17 protein-coding genes and 1 pseudogene are annotated in these 17,327 nt (G+C 61.4%); 6 read left to right on the top strand and 12 right to left on the bottom strand.

Annotated features, from left to right (window positions below; all coding sequences use genetic code 11):
- Positions 1–169 precede the first annotated feature (169 nt).
- The 3 genes from V8689_RS08520 (at position 170) to V8689_RS08510 (ending at position 1,290) form a co-directional block, all read left to right on the top strand.
- On the top strand, positions 170–421 hold the full coding sequence (locus tag V8689_RS08520) for a polymorphic toxin type 47 domain-containing protein (protein ID WP_156408340.1): 252 nt from the start codon (positions 170–172) through the stop codon (positions 419–421).
- Positions 421–810: a hypothetical protein gene (locus tag V8689_RS08515; protein WP_056791891.1), complete on the top strand. Its 390-nt coding sequence runs from the start codon at positions 421–423 to the stop codon at positions 808–810. The genes V8689_RS08520 and V8689_RS08515 overlap by 1 nt, the downstream gene beginning before the upstream one ends.
- Positions 811–927: 117 nt before the next feature.
- A complete protein-coding gene (locus V8689_RS08510) occupies positions 928–1,290 on the top strand; it encodes an Mpo1-like protein (RefSeq protein WP_003189844.1) in 363 nt (120 codons plus the stop codon).
- Between the two features lie 9 nt (positions 1,291–1,299).
- Here V8689_RS08510 and V8689_RS08505 read toward each other — a convergent pair whose 3' ends face one another.
- The 3 genes from V8689_RS08505 to V8689_RS08495 all read right to left on the bottom strand — a co-directional run bounded on the left by V8689_RS08505 (position 1,300) and on the right by V8689_RS08495 (position 3,269).
- Positions 1,300–2,097: an acyl-CoA thioesterase gene (locus V8689_RS08505; protein WP_056791889.1), complete on the bottom strand. Its 798-nt coding sequence runs from the start codon at positions 2,095–2,097 to the stop codon at positions 1,300–1,302.
- A gap of 89 nt (positions 2,098–2,186) precedes the next feature.
- Positions 2,187–2,948 (bottom strand): CHAD domain-containing protein, encoded by a 762-nt coding sequence (locus V8689_RS08500; RefSeq protein WP_056791887.1) that lies wholly within the window; start codon positions 2,946–2,948, stop codon positions 2,187–2,189.
- Positions 2,949–2,990: 42 nt separating this feature from the next.
- Positions 2,991–3,269, bottom strand: coding sequence for a hypothetical protein (locus V8689_RS08495; RefSeq protein WP_003189839.1), 279 nt, complete (start codon positions 3,267–3,269; stop codon positions 2,991–2,993).
- A gap of 216 nt (positions 3,270–3,485) precedes the next feature.
- Here V8689_RS08495 and V8689_RS08490 point away from each other — a divergent pair, with 216 nt between their 5' ends.
- Positions 3,486–4,523: a patatin-like phospholipase family protein gene (locus tag V8689_RS08490; RefSeq protein WP_003189836.1), complete on the top strand. Its 1,038-nt coding sequence runs from the start codon at positions 3,486–3,488 to the stop codon at positions 4,521–4,523.
- Between the two features lie 115 nt (positions 4,524–4,638).
- Here V8689_RS08490 and V8689_RS08485 read toward each other — a convergent pair whose 3' ends face one another.
- From V8689_RS08485 to kdpF, 6 genes are all read right to left on the bottom strand, one after another.
- Positions 4,639–5,328, bottom strand: a complete 690-nt coding sequence (locus tag V8689_RS08485) for a response regulator (protein WP_003189833.1) — start codon at positions 5,326–5,328, stop codon at positions 4,639–4,641.
- Between the two features lie 132 nt (positions 5,329–5,460).
- Positions 5,461–8,112 carry a sensor histidine kinase gene (locus V8689_RS08480; protein ID WP_056791885.1) on the bottom strand — a complete coding sequence of 884 codons (2,652 nt, stop codon included), beginning with the start codon at positions 8,110–8,112 and terminating at the stop codon, positions 5,461–5,463.
- A 127-nt stretch (positions 8,113–8,239) separates the two neighbouring features.
- On the bottom strand, positions 8,240–8,785 hold the full coding sequence (gene kdpC / locus V8689_RS08475) for a potassium-transporting ATPase subunit KdpC (RefSeq protein ID WP_056791883.1): 546 nt from the start codon (positions 8,783–8,785) through the stop codon (positions 8,240–8,242).
- Positions 8,786–8,890: 105 nt separating this feature from the next.
- Positions 8,891–10,948 carry a potassium-transporting ATPase subunit KdpB gene (gene kdpB, locus V8689_RS08470; protein WP_177343034.1) on the bottom strand — a complete coding sequence of 686 codons (2,058 nt, stop codon included), beginning with the start codon at positions 10,946–10,948 and terminating at the stop codon, positions 8,891–8,893.
- 15 nt (positions 10,949–10,963) lie between these two features.
- Positions 10,964–12,658 (bottom strand): potassium-transporting ATPase subunit KdpA, encoded by a 1,695-nt coding sequence (kdpA, locus tag V8689_RS08465; protein WP_056791880.1) that lies wholly within the window; start codon positions 12,656–12,658, stop codon positions 10,964–10,966.
- Positions 12,659–12,667: 9 nt separating this feature from the next.
- Complete coding sequence (gene kdpF, locus V8689_RS08460) at positions 12,668–12,757, bottom strand: K(+)-transporting ATPase subunit F (protein WP_003218754.1); 90 nt, start codon at positions 12,755–12,757, stop codon at positions 12,668–12,670.
- 866 nt (positions 12,758–13,623) lie between these two features.
- On the opposite strand from kdpF, the gene eat reads away from it, so the two are divergent.
- Positions 13,624–14,988, top strand: a complete 1,365-nt coding sequence (eat, locus tag V8689_RS08455; protein WP_056791879.1) for an ethanolamine permease — start codon at positions 13,624–13,626, stop codon at positions 14,986–14,988.
- 111 nt (positions 14,989–15,099) lie between these two features.
- On the top strand, positions 15,100–15,267 hold the full coding sequence (locus V8689_RS08450) for a DUF2897 family protein (protein ID WP_003172675.1): 168 nt from the start codon (positions 15,100–15,102) through the stop codon (positions 15,265–15,267).
- A 57-nt stretch (positions 15,268–15,324) separates the two neighbouring features.
- Here the strand turns inward: V8689_RS08450 and V8689_RS08445 are convergent, their stop codons facing one another.
- The 3 genes and pseudogenes from V8689_RS08445 to V8689_RS08435 form a co-directional block, all read right to left on the bottom strand.
- On the bottom strand, positions 15,325–16,173 hold the full coding sequence (locus V8689_RS08445; protein ID WP_056791878.1) for an urea carboxylase-associated family protein: 849 nt from the start codon (positions 16,171–16,173) through the stop codon (positions 15,325–15,327).
- Positions 16,174–16,187: 14 nt separating this feature from the next.
- Positions 16,188–16,831, bottom strand: a pseudogene (locus V8689_RS08440) (GntR family transcriptional regulator).
- Positions 16,832–16,971: 140 nt separating this feature from the next.
- Positions 16,972–17,304 (bottom strand): ComEA family DNA-binding protein, encoded by a 333-nt coding sequence (locus V8689_RS08435; protein WP_056791877.1) that lies wholly within the window; start codon positions 17,302–17,304, stop codon positions 16,972–16,974.
- Between the last annotated feature and the right edge of the window lie 23 nt (positions 17,305–17,327).

The following is a 17,327-nucleotide window of genomic DNA, read 5'->3' as shown; positions in this document are numbered from 1 at the left end:
CAGTAACAGATGCAGTGACTGACACACCGCCTTCGCGGGCAAGCCCGCTCCCACAGGGGATCTGCGCTTAACTGACTGGCATTCCTCCCACATCCGAACCCACGGCGACACTCTTTCCCACCAATGGTTTGGATGAGCCTTTTCGCAGGACGGGCATACCCAAGATCGAATACCGCGTATAGAAACGGGCAAAGACCAATATGGCAAATCATTTCCAACAGAATGGCGAGTACAAACCGGTCCCAATAGAGGAGCGGAAGTGAATATTGACGATCCTATGCTTGTGCCAAGTAAAGAAGGCCCGAAATCACCTCATATTGGTTATCAAACACCTGGAAAAAGAGGCGATGGAGGAGCCAAAAGAGGCGATATACTGCTCCAACTGGTTCCTGTCAGCCGGTCCAGAATAGGTGTCCCCTGATGAATTATCTGGAAGACGAAATAGACGAAGCCTGTAATGCGCTGAACCTCGACGCTGGAAAGCTTGATTCGAGCGAACTCAACTTGTTGATAAGCTCTCTGACGAGAAAATTCTTCAAAGCGCAAAGCAATGTGCTTGATCCCGTCGAACTGAACGAGAAAAGCACCGAACACAACCCTGATTTTTGGAAGGAGGTGCCGCATCGCATTAGCGGGAATGGCCTGGTTCTGCTGGTATTTGATTCAGCGTACAGCGCCTGGAGAATGGAAAACGCTCGAGTGCTCGCCTCTGTGTTAGGCGAAACCACCGGATATCCGTTTTGGATAACCGATAACGAGCTGACGTTCTTAGTACACATGGACGATCATGACTGTGTCATTTGGGCATGAGCGCCACTCCGCCTAAATTGCAGACTATGAGGCCCATAGCCAGCCCCAATTCGCCACCCCGCCCACCTCAACCTAGACTCTGTCCAAGTTGTTTCAACGGACAGAGGATTCACCACCATGGGCAAACGTCACCCCAATCTCCCCGCCTGGCAATGGCGTCAGTACCCACAGAACCATCAGCACCCGACCAACCTGGCGCTGCACCTGATTGCCGTGCCGCTGTTTATCGTTGGTTTCCTGCTGATCGTGTCGGGCGTGTTCAGTCTCAGCCTGGCCAGCTTCGCCGTCGGTGTGATTGGCATTGTCGCGGGCCTGGCGTTGCAGCGTCATGGCCATAGCCTGGAGGCCCAGGCCAGTGAGCCGTTCAGCGATCGTAAAGATGCGGTGCAGCGCCTGGTGGTCGAGCAGTTCGTGACCTTCCCGCGCTTTGTGCTCAGCGGTGGCTGGTGGCGCGCCTGGCGGCAGCGGCACCACCACTGACCGGCAGGTTCAGGCGAACACCACCACAGTCTGACGGCTGAGGGCGATCAACTCGCCGGTCGGGCTCCACAAGGCAGCGGCAGCGTGGCCGTAGCCGTCGCGGGCGTGTTCGATGTTGACGTGGTACTGGCACCAGTCAAGGGTGCTCAGGTCTTGCAGGGGCTGAATGAACTCGATGGTCCAGGTCAGGGTGCTACCCGGCGCGGGCTTTTTCAGGTGCGGCAGCAACGCCGGTGGCCAGGCGTCGACCAGGGCGAGGATATGCGCCTCGGTCAGTGGTTCTTCTTTTACATCCCCGCGCAACCTTACCCAACCGCCCATCTCGCGGGATTTATTGCCGGTAAACGGCAGGCCACCCACACTCCAACGCATCGCCAGATGGCGCATGAATTCGGGGGTGACGCCCTTGATATAGGGCAGTTCCTGGCACTCATCCCAATGTTTGAAGACCGGCGGCGGCTCACTTGCCACGTCAATTTCGGAGGGGCGAGAGGCGCCAAAACTGGCCTGGACCAGGGTCGCCACTTCACCGTTCTGCACCACGCGCCCCAGCAACTGGCTGACCGCCTTGCCTTCGCGCAGCACTTCGACCTGGTAACTGGCGGGCACATCCGGCGTTACCGGGCCGACAAAGGTGACTGCCAGGGAGCGCAGCGGTCGATCCGCCGGCACCTGAGCGCGCAGCGCCTCGTATTGCAAGGCAGCGACCAGGCCACCAAAGGTAGCCCGGCCCTGGGCCCATTCGGCAGGGATGGTGACATCCAGCGGATTGCTACGGGCAGCATCGAGCAAATCACTAAAGCGCATGGCGACCTCACATCAAGTAAATCGTGGAGGAATCTTAACCATCGAATTGCACAGGCACAGCGCCTATTCCGGCCAAAAACCGGACCGGTTTAAAAACACTCGGCGCTAAGCTTGTCCAGCACGCGGTCGGCCTTGCCTTGCGCCTTGAGCATGGTGCGCTGCCACACCGCTACGCAGGGTTGCAGGTCTGGCTCGTGACCGGCCTGGGCCAGCCATTGCCAACAGTCATGCCAATCACCCAGGGCGCTCTGGGCTTTTTTCAAATGCGACAGGGCGTTGGCGGGTAACTTGTCCAACTCGGGATACGCCTCGGCAGCGTAGCGCACACGCTTGATCAGCAACCGCAGCCGGTGGCGATCATGATCGGGATCCTTCAGGGCCTCATCGAGTCTCTGCCATTGTTTGGCCAGGCGCTTCTGGATACACGGGCGCAAGCCCTTGAGCAGTTTCTGATGCTGGGACGCGCGGATAAACCGCGGAAATGCATCCAGGATCAGCAGCAAGTGCGCCAGCTCCGGGCTTTGCGCCACCTGGCGATAAGCCTCGGGCTGCAGACGCAGGCGCCGATCAGCCGCCTCGTGATAACCGTGCTGATGCAAATACGCCGCCAGCACCTCTCGGTCGCGTAGCGGCGTAGTCAGTTGGCCAACCGTGCTGGCGGCCAATTCAAGCTGTTCCACACCGGGCAGCCCGCGCAAAGGGCGCAACAGGCTGCGCAGGCGGCGTACCGTGGTGCGCAAATCATGCAGGGCTTCATCGTCAGTGACGGCGGCGAGGCGAGCCTGGCAGCTCAGTAACCCTACTTCCAGGCCAATGACCTGAGCGACTAACTGATTGACCAACGCTGACATCCTGCCCTCACTTTCCGATGAAAAATCCTACCCGCCGCTGGGTCATCGCCCGGCGCGAGACTCACGAATGTAGAACCGCGCCTTTTCGGCCTTGTTGGAGCAGCCCTCGAACGCTTCGAACTGCTGCTGAGTCTTGGCGCCAGTCAACAGCGACAACGCCTTGGAGTAGCTGACAGTGCCGGCAAAACCTTCGGCCTTGGCCAGGTCCAGTTCTTTCCAGGCGGCGTCCAATTGCGAGCCGCAGCTGTCGCGATACGCGGTTTTCCCGGCACAGCCAGCCAAGGCCAACACGATCACAGGCACACAGATCCAGGCTTTCATTGATGACACCTCAAATATACAAATTCAGTCGTAGCCTGTAGACGTTGCCTACAGGGAAAAGTGCCTTGTCCTTAGCCTGAAATCAGTAGTACCTATCGCCAGAGCATACCCGAGCCTGATCGCCAGCCTGGAAAAATATTGCGCGCTGTCAGCAAGGATTGAAGCAGGCCCCTTGATGGGTGCATTGTGGGCCCCTGTTTTGCGAAGGATCTGGCCATGAAGAAACGTGTTGCCTTAGTGCTGGGCTCCGGTGGGGCCCGGGGCTACGCCCATATCGGGGTGATCGAAGAAATCGAACGACGCGGCTATGACATCGCCTGTATCGCCGGCTGTTCCATGGGCGCCGTGGTGGGTGGGATCTACGCTGCCGGCAAGCTCGACGAGTACCGCAACTGGATCGAAAGCCTGGACTACCTCGACGTATTGCGCCTGGTGGATGTGAGCTTTCGCCTGGGGGCGATTCGTGGTGAAAAGGTGTTCGGGCAAATCCGCAAGATTGTCGGCGACATCAATATCGAGGAGCTGCGCATCCCCTACACCGCCGTCGCCACCGACCTCACCAACCAACAGGAGATCTGGTTCCAGGAAGGCTGCCTGCACCAGGCCATGCGCGCCTCGGCGGCGATCCCCAGCCTGTTCACACCGGTGATGCAGGGCAACCGCATGCTGGTGGACGGCGGCCTGCTCAACCCGCTGCCCATCGTCCCGGTGGTGTCGAGCCATTGCGACTTGATCATTGCGGTCAACCTCAATGCCACCAACCAGAAGCACTACCAATTGCCGGTGATCCAGCGCCCGCCGGCGTTCAAGAGCCGCTTCAACAGCCTGGCCAAGTCACTCGGCTCGCACCTGCCGTTTCGCCGCAAGCAGGCCGAGCAGTTGATGAAGCTGGAACAAGAAGCCTTGCAGGCCCAGGCCGCTGAAATCAACCCGTGGCTGGAGTCTGCCGAACCCGAAGCCCAACAACCTGCCGCGGCACCGGAGAAAGCCGGCGCACCGAAGTCAGCCACCGGCTCGTTCATCATCGACAACGTCGGGCCTGCATCGCTGCTGGACCTGATCAACCAGAGCTTTGAGGTGATGCAAACCTCATTGGCGCAATACAAGATCGCTGGGTACCCGCCGGATGTGCTGATCAACGTGCCGAAGCGGGTGTGCCGGTTTTTCGAGTTCTACAAGGCGCCGGAGTTGATCGCGTTGGGGCGGGAGATTGCCAGTGATACGTTGGATCGGTATGAGAGTGAGCAGAGTTGAGCGTGTGGGTGTTGCTGATGGCCTCATCGCGGGCAAGTCCGGCTCCCAAAGGGGCATGCATCTCAACTGTGGGAGCTGGCTTGCCTGCGATGGTGCCAGCACAGGCACTACAGATTCAGGCACCTAGCAACCGATACCCCACCCCCGCCTCAGTCACGATAAACCGCGGCTGGGTCGGGTCATCCGCCAGCTTCTGGCGCAGGTGCCCCACCACGATCCGCAGGTAGTGGCTGTCCTCGGTATGGGTTGGGCCCCAGATGTCCTTGAGCAACTGCTGCTGGGTAATCACCCGCCCCGGATGCCGTGCGAGCTGCGCCAGCACTGCGTATTCCTTGCGGGTCAGCGCGACTTCGGCGCCGTCCAGCAGTACGCGACGATAGGCCAGGTCGACCGTCAACGGGCCAAAACTCAAGGCGGCTTCCTGGGCCTCTCCCGCCGGTGCCTGGCGCAGCAGCGCACGCACACGGGCAAGAAACTCCTGGATGCCGAACGGTTTGGTCACGTAGTCATTCGCGCCACCGTCGAGGGCCTCAACCTTCTGACCTTCGCTGGCCCGCACCGACAGCACCAGCACCGGCACGCTAGACCACTCGCGAAACTCGCGCAGCACCTGCTGGCCGTCCATGTCGGGCAGGCCCAGGTCGAGCACCAGCAAATCCGGTTTGCTCAAGGCCGCCTGGGCCAGGCCTTCGTTGCCGGTGCCGGCTTCGATTACCTTATAGCCTTGGGAAGCCAGGCTGATGCGCAGGAATTTGCGGATCTGGGGTTCGTCATCAATGACAAGAATCGTCGCGGTCTGGCTCATGGTGTCTCATCAAAACCCATTAAAAAATTACCCCTCCTGTAGGAGCGAGCTTGCTCGCGAAAAACCTCTAGGCGCCGGGTGCATTCAGGACGCCATCTTTATCGTTAACGACCTTCGCGAGCAAGCTCGCTCCTACAGGTTTTGTTCCAAGGCAGGTGGTGTCGGCAACGGCAGAAACAAGGTGATGCAGGTGCCCCGGCCGTCAATGCCATCGGCCACGCTGATATGCCCACCGTGCGCGCCGACCATGCCCTGGCAGATCGCCAAGCCAAGGCCGGTGCCCTGCCCGCCTCGATCACCGCGGGCAGCGGTGTAGAACATGTCGAAGATCTTCGCACGCTCTTCCTCGGGAATCCCTGGCCCTTCATCCGCCACGGCAAAAAAAAGCTGCTCATCCTGCACGCCCGCACGCAACTGCAAACGGCCCTGGGGCGGCGAAAACCGTGCGGCGTTTTCCAGCACGTTGACCAAGGCCTGCTCGATCAACGCCGCATGCACATATAACAAGGGCAGTTCCGGCGGCACATCGGTGCTCACCTGCAACGGCGCCAGCACGGCGCGCAATCGCCCAAGGGCACTGCCGACAATGTCGCCGGGCGACACCCAATCCCGTGCCAGTTTCAGCGCACCGTGGCCAAGGCGGGTCATGTCCAGCAGGTTCTGGATATAGCGGTCGAGGCGTTCGGCTTCATCGCGGGTGCCTTCGAGCAACTCGCGGCGATCCTCCAGCGGGATCGCTTCACCGAGGGCCAGCAGGCTGTCGATGCTGCCGCGCATGGACGTCAACGGCGTGCGCAAATCGTGGGACACCGACGCGAGCAAAGCGCTGCGCAGTTGTTCGGTTTCGCCGTGCAGGCGCGCCGATTCCAACTCCTGCCCCAATTGTGCCCGCGCCAGCGCCTGGGCCAGCGGTTGGCTCAACGCGGTGAGCAAGCGTCGACGTTGCCCGCTCAATTCCAGGCCAGGCTTGGCACTGACACCCAGCAAACCCAAGGGCCCCTCTTCACTCGACAGCGGCCACCACCACCAACGCCCCAACGGCAAGGTGCCGGTGCCCATGCCAGCCGGCTGATCATGCTGCCAGGCCCAATCGGCGGCGGCGCGTTCGGCTTCGGTGAGGGTCAACGGGCCACCGGTCTCGACCTTCCAGCCGCCCTGACCGTCGCGATTGACCATGCACAGGTCGAGCTCGTTCCAACCTTGCAGATGGTGGGCGGCAGCGCTGATGACGGCTTGGCGGTCGGTGGCAGCGGTGAGCTTGCGCGACAGGTCGAGCAGCTCGCTGGTTTCTTCCTGGGTATCGCGCAACGCCTGCAACTGGCGACGCTGGCGTGCGGCGAGGTTGCCGGTCAACGCCGCCATCAACAGAAAGAACAACAGGGTCAGCACGTCCTCTTCACGCTGAATAGCGAAGGAAAAATTCGGCGGGATAAACAGAAAATCGTAAGTCAGAAACGACAGCGCCGCACACACCAGGGACGGCCCCAGGCTACTGCGTACCGCCACCAGCAGCACGGCAGCGAGAAACACCAACGAGATGTTCGGCAGCGCCAACGCACTGGACACGGCCCAGGCCACTGCGGCAGCGGCGAGGGTCGCCACCACCGCCAATGCGTAATCGAACCACACCAACCCGCGCACATCCGGCAGGCGTGGCGGTGCAGGCATGTCATCGCTGTCGAGGACGTTGATTTCCAAACCGCGGGCATTGCGCAACAGGCGCGCCGCCAAGCCGCCGCCGAACAAACGCCGTCGCCAACGCATCCGCGACTGCCCCACCAGCACCAGGCTGGCGCGGCGCTCGGCGGCATGCTGGATCAGGGTTTTGGCCACTTCCCCAGCGCGCAGCAACACCACTTCGCCGCCCAACCGCTCTGCCAGTTGCTGGGCGTTTTGCAGGCGCAGGCGCGATTGCTCATCCCGTGCACGGCCGTTGTCGATGTGCACCAGGCTCCAGGGCAAATGCCGACGCTGAGCCACGCGGCTGGCATGACGCACCAGGCGTTCGGCTTGGGCATCGCCATCCACGCCGACCAACAAACGCCCGCGCACCGCCGGCGCAGCCTGGCCGAGTTGGCGGTAGCCCTGAGCCAGGTCGTCGTCGACGTGGGCGGCGGCGGTTTGCATGGCCAGCTCGCGCAGGGCCATGAGGTTGGTCTGGGTGAAAAACGCATCGATGGCCGCACGCGCCTGTTCGGGCACATACACCTTGCCGTCACGCAGGCGCTCAAGTAACTCGCGAGATGGCAGGTCGATCAGCAGCAGTTCATCGGCCTCCTGCAGCACCCAGTCCGGCAAGGTTTCGCGCACGTGTACGCCGGTGATGCCGCGCACCTGATCGTTGAGGCTTTCCAGATGCTGGACGTTGACCGTGGTGAACACGTTGATGCCGGCAGCGAGCAGCTCCTGGATGTCTTGCCAGCGTTTTTCATGGCGGCTGCCGGGCGCATTGCTGTGGGCCAGTTCGTCCACCAGCACCAGCTTTGGCTTGGCGGCGAGCAGGCCGTCGAGGTCCATTTCTTCGAGCATCACGCCACGGTATTCGCTGCGCAACAGCGGTTGTTGCGGCAAGCCGCTGAGCAAAGCTTCGGTTTCGGCGCGGCCGTGGGTTTCGACCACCCCGGCGATCAGGCGCACGCCCTGGCGCAGTTGGGTATGGGCCGCCTGGAGCATGGCGTAGGTCTTGCCCACACCGGGTGCGGCGCCGAGGAAGACTTTAAGCCGGCCACGGCCGTCCCGGGGTAGATCGGCTAACAGGGCATCGGCGCGGCCGGCGTCGCTCATGCTCGGGGGTTCCTTCAGGTATTTATAGAGAGTCTTCAAGGCCGCCATCGCGGGCAAGCCCGGCTCCCACAGTGGAATGCATTCCAAATGTGGGAGCCGGGCTTGCCCGCGATGGCGGTCACAAGGCTTACAACGTTTCCAAAGCCATGTTGAGGGCCAGGACGTTTACTACGGGTGGGCCAACCAACGGGCTTTCGATGTGCTCATCCAGCAACCGCTGCAAGGTCGACACCGGCACATTTCGCGCCGCCGCTACTCGCGCCAGTTGATAGACAATCGCCTGCGGTGGCAAGTGCGGATCAAGGCCGCTGCCAGAGGTGGTCAGCGAGGCCAGTGGCACCGGGCCCTGGCCCGGCACTGACTGCTTGCTGGCCTCCTCGACTATGCGAGTGGCCAAGGCCGGATTGCTGGGGCCCAGGTTACTGGCACTGCTGGACACGGTGGCAAAAGCACCGGCGGACGGGCGTGGGTGAAACCAGCGGTCGCCGATAAAGTCCTGGGCGATCAGGCTGGAGCCGCGCACCTTGCCGCTGGCGTCGCGCACCAGGCTACCGTTGGCTTGGTCGGGGAAGGCCACTTGGGCCACGCCGGTGACTACCAGCGGGTAGGCCACGCCGGTGATCAGGGTCATGAGTACCAGCAGGCTCAGGGCTGGGCGGATGATGTTGGACATTTCAGACTCCTCAATTCAGTGGTGCGGTGGGACGCGGAGCGTCCGGGGCGGCGGCGTTCCCACGCAGAGCGTGGGAACGATCAGCAGAGCGTGGGAACGATCAGGTCAAACCAGGTGCAGCGCGGTCAGCAGCATGTCGATGGCCTTGATGCCCACGAACGGTACCAACAGCCCGCCCAGCCCGTAGATCAGCAGATTGCGCCGCAACAAGGCCGCCGCACTCGCGGCTTGCACGCGCACGCCGCGCAGGGCCAGTGGGATCAGCACCACGATAATCAGCGCGTTGAACACGATGGCCGAGAGGATCGCGCTCTGCGGGCTCTGCAAGTGCATGATGTTGAGCACGCCCAGTTGCGGGTAGATCGAGGCGAACAGCGCCGGCAAGATCGCGAAGTACTTGGCCACGTCGTTGGCGATGGAAAAGGTCGTCAGCGCGCCACGGGTCACCAGCAATTCCTTGCCGATCTGCACCACGTCCAACAGCTTGGTCGGGTCGCTGTCGAGGTCGACCATGTTGGCGGCCTCGCGCGCGGCCTGGGTGCCGTCGTTCATCGCCATGCCGACGTCAGCCTGGGCCAGCGCCGGAGCGTCGTTGGCGCCATCCCCACACATGGCGACCAAGCGACCATCGTTCTGCTCATGACGAATACGCGCGAGTTTCTTCTCTGGCGTGGCTTCGGCCAGCACGTCGTCCACCCCCGCTTCAGCGGCAATCGCGGCGGCGGTCAGCGGGTTGTCGCCGGTGACCATCACGGTGCGAATCCCCAGCTTGCGCAACTCGGCAAACCGCTCGCGAATGCCGGGCTTGACCACGTCCTTGAGGTGGATCGCCCCCAGCAACTTGCCATCGGCGCACACCAGCAAGGGCGTGCCGCCGCTTTGGGCGATCTTGTCGATTTCCCGCGACAGCGCAGGCAGCAGGTCGCTGCGTTGCTGGCCGATAAACGCCAGCAGCGAGTCCACCGCGCCTTTACGGAACACTCGGCCCTGGTGGTCGACACCGGACAAGCGGGTCTCGGCGCTGAAAGGTACGGCGGTCAACGCCTCCAGGCTTGGCTCGGCCTGCGGGTGCAAGGCGCGCAGGTATTCAACGATGGACTTGCCTTCCGCCGTGTCATCGGCCAGGGACGCCAGCAGCGCACCTTCGGCCAATTCGCGGCCACTGACGCCAGGCGCCGCGACCACGGCCGAGCAACGACGGTTGCCGAAGGTGATGGTGCCGGTCTTGTCCAGCAACAGCACATGCACGTCCCCCGCCGCTTCCACGGCGCGGCCAGACTTGGCGATCACGTTGAGGCGCACCAGACGGTCCATGCCGGCAATGCCGATGGCCGACAACAAGCCGCCAATGGTGGTAGGAATCAGCGTCACCAGCAGTGCGACCAGGAACACCAAAGGCAAGCTGCCATTGGCGAAGTGGGCGAACGGCTGCAAGGTCACCACCACCAGCAGGAAGATCAGGGTCAGGCCGATCAGCAGGATATCCAGCGCGACTTCGTTGGGGGTCTTCTGGCGCTTGGCGCCTTCCACCAGGGCGATCATGCGGTCCAGGGTGGACTCGCCCGGGTTGGCGGTGATGCGGATCAACAGCCAGTCCGAGACCAGCCGCGTGTTGCCGGTAACGGCCGAGCGGTCGCCGCCGGACTCGCGGATGACCGGGGCGGACTCGCCAGTGATCGCCGCTTCGTTGACCGCCGCAATCCCTTCGACGACCTCGCCGTCACCGGGGATCATCTCCCCGGCAGCCACGCGTACCACATCACCCTTGCGCAGGCTGGTAGCCGGTATCATTTTGAAGCTGCCGTCAGCCTCCTGGCGGCGTGCGCTCAAGCCCTCGCTGCCGGCCTTGAGGCTATCGGCACGGGCCTTGCCACGCCCCTCGGCCAAGGCTTCGGCGAAGTTGGCGAACAGCACGGTGAACCACAGCCACACGGCGATTTGCACGGCGACAAAGGTTGGAACGGTGGTATCCGGCACAAAGCACAGCACGGTGGTGAGGATGGCGGTCAGTTCGACCACCAGCATCACCGGCGAGCGTTGCAGTTGGCGTGGGTCCAGCTTGACGAACGCCTGGACCAGCGCTGGACGCCACAAGGCCGAGATAGCGGTTTTGGCGGGCTCCTGGGGTTTGACCGGGGCCGCGTTTTTTGCAGGCATATTCATTTTCATATCCCTTAACTAGAAGCCCATGCTCAGGTGTTCAGCGATGGGGCCCAACGCCAGTGTCGGCAGGAAAGTCAGGCCGCCCACCAGCAAAATGGTCACGGTCAACAGGGTGACGAACAGCGCGCCATGGGTGGGGAAACTGTTCTGGCCAATCGGTGCGGTCTTCTTCATCGCCAGGCTACCGGCCAGGGCCAGTACCGGGAGGATGTAGCCGAAACGGCCGATCAACATGCCCAGGCCGAGCATCAGGTTATGGAACGGGGTGTTGGCGCCGAGGCCGGCAAATGCCGAACCGTTGTTGGCACTGGCCGAGGTGTAGGCGTAGAGCAACTGGCTGAAGCCATGGGGGCCAGGGTTACTGATGGCACCCGCCGGGCCGGGCAAGCTGGCAGCGATGGCACTCAACACCAGCACGCCGACCGGCATCACCAGCAGGGTCACCACCAGCAATTGCACTTCCTTGGCTTGCAGCTTCTTGCCCAGGTATTCCGGGGTGCGGCCGATCATCAAGCCGGCGAGGAACACCGCGATCAACACGTTAAGCAACATGCCGTACATGCCGGCACCGACACCGCCAAAGATCACTTCGCCAACCATCATGTTGACCAGCGCCACCATCCCACTCAGGGGGCTGAGGCTGTCCTGCATGCCATTGACCGAACCGTTGGACGCCGCAGTGGTGGTCACCGACCACAGCACCGTGCCGGTGGTGCCGAAGCGTGTTTCCTTGCCTTCCAACGGTGCGGTTTGCTCCACCGCCGGGTTGTTCAGGGTTGGATTGGGCTGGTACTCGGACCACAGCGACGTCGCGCCGCCGATCAAGAACAACGCCAGCATGCAGGCGAGGATCGCCCGGCTCTGGCGCAGGTCCTTGACGTAGTGGCCGAAGGTAAACACCAACGCCACCGGGATCAGAATGATCGAGGCCACTTCAAACAGGTTGGCCCAGGCGGTCGGGTCTTCAAACGGATGCGCCGAGTTCACACCGAAGAAGCCACCGCCGTTGGTGCCCAGTTGCTTGATCGCAATCTGGCTGGCGGCCGGCCCCAGGGGAATCACCTGGTCCACGCCCTGCAGCGTGACGGCATCCACATAGTGAGCGAAGGTTTGCGGCACGCCCTGCCACACCAGAAACAGTGCGAGCACCAGGCACAACGGCAGCAGGCCGTAGAGGGTGGCGCGGGTCATGTCGACCCAGAAGTTGCCCAGGGTCTGGGCAGATTTGCGCCCGATCCCACGGCACAAGGCGACCAGGACGGCGAGACCGGTCGCCGCACTGACGAAGTTCTGCACCGTGAGGCCGGCCATCTGGCTCAGGTAACTCAAGGACGCCTCGCCGCTGTAGTTCTGCCAGTTGGTATTGGTCATGAAACTGACGGCGGTGTTGAACGCCAGCGTCCATTCCTGGCCGGGCAATTTCTGCGGGTTCAGTGGCAGGGAGCCCTGGAATAGCAGGATCGAGAACAACAACAAGAAGCCCGCCAGGTTGAACGCGAGCAAGGCCAGCATGTATTTCTGCCAGCTCTGTTCCTGCTGCGCATCCACGCCCGAGAGGCGATAACAGGCCTTTTCGACAGGCCCCAATACGGGCGTGAGCCAGGTGCGCTGGCCTTCCATCACCTTGTAGTAGAACCGCCCCAGAAACGGTGCCGGTACCAGTACCACGGCGAAGAAGGCGATGATCAGCCAATAGTCATAACTGTGCATAGCCCGCTCCTAGTTCCGATCCGCGCGTAACAGCGCAACCAGCAGATAAATGAACAGCGCCACGGCCAATAGCAGTGACACTCCGTCCAGTACGCTCATGGAAGTTTCCCCTTCGTGCGGCGATTGCCGCGTGTGGGGGCATTGTCCGCAGGAGCGGTGTAAAGGAACGAGAGCGAGGGGCTGGGTGGGGCGTAAAGATGGCGTAAAGAGTGGGTTGATGCGGGGTTTACAGGAAGATGTGCAATGGCTGGGAGGGCCTCATCGCAGCATAGGTATCTACACAACTTAGAGCCGACGCTGGACCTGTGGCGAGGGAGCTTGCTCCCGTGGCGCACTGATAGCCGGCGCCTATCTCCCTGAAGCCCCAGGATCCAAATGTGGGAGCTGGCTTGCCTGCGAAGACGGCCTGACAGTCAACACAGTTGGACCGGGTACATATCCGTTATTTAGGTAACGGCCACTTAGGGTTCCGCCCTGACGGCGGCTCACTTTCGAAAAGCGCGAAAGTAAGCAAAGCGCTCTTGCCCCACCACTCGGCACCTCGCTTAGGCTCGGTGTGCCCGTAATCCGCCAGTGATTTGGGGGGCCGCCGCCACGCGCCATCCATGGCGCGGGGCGGCTAAACCGGCATCCCTGCCGGTTTACCCCCCAAATCCCTGTCGAATTACGGCCTGCGTGGTTTAACGGGGCGCCTGAGATCAAGATCACAAGCAGATCAAGAGCAAGATCAAGAGCGGCTCCCACATTCGACTGCGTTCTTTTCAGTTAACACTCGGTCAAGCGGGCTTGCCCGCGAAAGCGCCCGCCAAGTCACCACCGCACTTATGTGGTGCAACTCATGCCACATTCAAACGCCAAACCGTCCCCCCGGCGACATAGGCACTGCTTTACGACACAGTTCTGAGGCTTGGCATAGCCACTGCAACACCTTGAATCATTCCAAACGGTTCAGGGAGCGCAGCACAATGAACACACAACTCAAACCCACCTTGGGCACCTTGCATCTATGGGGCATCGCCGTGGGGCTGGTGATCTCCGGCGAATATTTCGGCTGGAGCTATGGCTGGGGCGTCGCCGGTACCCTGGGCTTTCTAGTGACCTCGTTGATGGTCGCCGCGATGTACACCTGCTTTATCTTCAGCTTCACCGAGTTGACCACCGCGATTCCCCATGCCGGAGGCCCCTTTGCCTACAGCCGCCGCGCCTTTGGTGAAAAAGGCGGCTTGATTGCCGGCCTGGCCACCTTGATCGAATTCGTCTTTGCCCCGCCCGCGATTGCCTTGGCCATTGGCGCGTACCTGAACGTGCAGTTCCCGGCACTCGACCCCAAGCACGCCGCCGTTGGCGCCTACGTCGTGTTCATGGGCCTGAACATCCTCGGGGTGAAACTCGCCGCCACGTTTGAGTTGGTAGTCTGCGTGCTCGCCGTCGCCGAACTGCTGGTGTTCATGGGCGTGGTCGCCCCGGCCTTCAGCTTCAGCCACTTCGCCCTGAACGGTTGGGCCGGTTCCGACACCTTCGGCGCCCCGGCGATTGCCGGGATGTTCGCCGCCATCCCCTTCGCCATCTGGTTCTTCCTCGCCATCGAAGGCGCCGCCATGGCCGCCGAAGAAGCCAAGGACCCCAAACGCACGATTCCAAAAGCCTACATCAGCGGCATCCTCACCCTGGTGATCCTGGCCATGGGCGTGATGTTCTTCGCTGGCGGCGTAGGCGACTGGCGCACACTCTCGAACATCAACGACCCACTGCCCCAGGCGATGAAAACCGTGGTGGGCGACAGCTCCGGCTGGTTGCACATGCTGGTATGGATTGGCCTGTTCGGCCTGGTGGCGAGCTTCCACGGCATCATCCTCGGCTACTCGCGCCAGTTCTTCGCCCTGGCCCGTGCCGGTTACCTGCCGTCCTTCCTGGCCAAACTCTCACGCTTCCAGACGCCGCACCGGGCTATCCTCGCCGGCGGCGTGGTGGGCATCGCCGCCATCTACAGCGACGGCCTCATCAACCTGGGCGGCATGACCCTAACCGCCGCGATGATCACCATGGCGGTGTTCGGCGCCATCGTCATGTACATCATGAGCATGCTCAGCCTGTTCAAACTGCGTAAGACCGAGCCACTGCTGGAACGCACCTTCCGCGCGCCGGGCTACCCCATCGTGCCGGGTATCGCGCTGGTACTGGCGGTGGTGTGCCTGATGGCAATGGCCTGGTTCAATGCCTTGATCGGGCTGATTTTCCTGGGCTTCATGGCGGTGGGTTTCATCTACTTCCAGATGACCGCACAAGACCGCGTCGATGCACCGGCGGATGCAATGTTGACCGGACAATAGCGCCTATGAGGCAGAACGGGCCTACACTGAACTACTCAGAAAGCCCGTCACTCAAAGCAGTGATTACCGTGGGAAAATTCTCCCACGACCCTCTGCCTCAAGGAGCGTCTTATGCCGTGGTATGCATGGTTGATTATGGTAGTAGCGATCGGGTCGATCGTCGGTGGCCTGATGATGCTGCGTGACAGCGCCAACAAGGTGGAACTCACCGACGAACAACGTAAACGCGTAGCCGAGCGCAATGCCCAGGCAGATGCCAAGGATGCGCAAGACAGATAAATCGAGTGTAACCCCGTGGCGAGGGAGCTTGCTCCCGCTGGGCTGCGAAGCAGCCCCCTACTCCCACTCCGCCTTGGCAATATGCAACCCATGTTGCCCCTTATAGGCCGCACGCTCAGGCTGGCTCCAGCCAGTGAGCAACTTATCCTCCAGCCTATAGATCTCAACCCCCAACGGCCGACACACCGTCAACGGGTCCTGCGCCTCCGGCCCCCACATCGGCAACGACAAATCCCCGCCAGGGCACGTCGACAATGCACACAGCAGATCAATCTCGGCAAAGAACTCCAGGTAATCGCCCTTCTGCGCCGGACAGGCCTTCATGAAGTACATGTCATCGTGATTGAGCCCAGTGCACTGGAAAATATTCAACACATCATGCACATCGAATTCCGTCAGCCCATGGGGCAATACCGCACGGGTCAAGTTCGAGTGGCAATGGTGATGAAAGTCCTCCCCGGTCAGCATACGGTTCACATAGGGGTCGCACCGCGTGCCCAACAAATCGTGCAAACGCCCACCGTTTTCATCAATGCCGTAACTGGCCAGGCTGTCATCGGTAATAGTGACCAAGGGCCTTAGAAAAGGCAGGTTCGACCACAGCCGATCATGGGTGCTGACATGGGCGCCTTGAAGCTGCCGGGTGCGCGCGGCCCACAATCGTTCGCGTGGGTCGTTGGCGTTCCACACGTTGAAATCCCCCACCTGCGGCCCCACCGGCGTGGACACCCGAAACACATGCCCGGCCGGCACCTTCCACGCCCTCCCCGTTCGAATCGGCACCTCAAACTGTTCGATCAACGTACGCTGGCCTTTCTGATCACGAATACGCTCATAGAACGCCGTATCCACCTGCAACGCCGAACCTTTGCTGACCTGGTACGCGGCGGGATAGTCTTTGTACATGGGGCACTCCTCCATCAAGGATGATCAAACAAGGCAAGGGAAAGGTGTTCCGAGTCATCCAGGTACAGACTCATCGCCTCGCTGGCGGCCTGGGTTTGGTTGCGGGTTAGCAATGTGTATATCTCATGTCACGCTCCAGCCAGGGTGACTGGAAACGTTGCTCGTCAGGCGCGGCGCAGAACACCAGACGCAACTGGGCAATCACCTGAGCGAAAAACTCGTCGAACAATGGGCTGCCCATCAAGGCGACGATCTGTTGGTGGAACATAAGACTGTGGGTGGCCACGGCTCGCCAATCTTCGCGCTCCCGGGCCAAGTGGGTGGCGTCAATGGCGCTTTGCATACGTGTCGATTGAACGTCCGTCAGCGGCCTGCCGTGGGCAATCGCCTGCAACTCCAGGGTGCGGCGGACGACGAAGAGGTCACTTACTTCTGCCCGCTCCAGGCGCCGAACCATCACGCCCTTATTGCGGATATAGCGAGTAAGGCCCTCCTGGCCCAGACGATGCAGCGCCTCTCGAATCGTATTGCGTGATGCGTTGTAGGCCTTGACCAGATCAACCTCGACCAGCGGCATGCCTGGCAATAGCCGTCCACCGATAATGTCGGCGCGAAGCTCCAGGGCGATCTGATCGGCTAAAGACAAAGTGAGTGTCATCGTTACCTCAAGATTGTTGAACAATCACTAAGGAAGAGGTAATCACGTTTCGTGCCAATGCTGCCTGCGAATTACCAGGCGCTAGGTCCGATAAAGAAAAGGCCGGTCAATGACCGGCCTTCTGCGCTTTTATTACATCTTCAATTAATAACCACCCTGTCGCGATTCTTCTCCAGCAGTGCCTTGCCGATGCCTTTTACTTCCAGTAACTCATCCACCGCGGTGAACGGGCCATTGCTTTCGCGATAGGCGATGATTGCCTTCGCCTTGGAAGCACCAATCCCGAATAGATCGCGACGCAGGGTCTCGGCGTCGGCGGCGTTGAGGTTGACCTTGGTGGACTGCTCGGTCTTGGTCATTTGGGTGGAGATGGAGGTTGGGGGTTCCGGCTTGATGGACGGCGCGGCGGTGGTGGCGACGGAGAGGCTGGTGAGGAAGGCGAAGATGAGGGACGAGATGTAGAGGTTTTGCATTGGTGACGCTCCATGATATCGGT

The sequence above is a fragment of the Pseudomonas sp. AK181 genome, assembly GCF_051122975.1.
GTDB classification, from domain to species: Bacteria; Pseudomonadota; Gammaproteobacteria; order Pseudomonadales; family Pseudomonadaceae; genus Aquipseudomonas; species Aquipseudomonas lactis.
The sequence above is the reverse complement of the archived record's forward strand: the minus strand, read 5'-3'. Positions and strand labels throughout refer to the sequence as shown.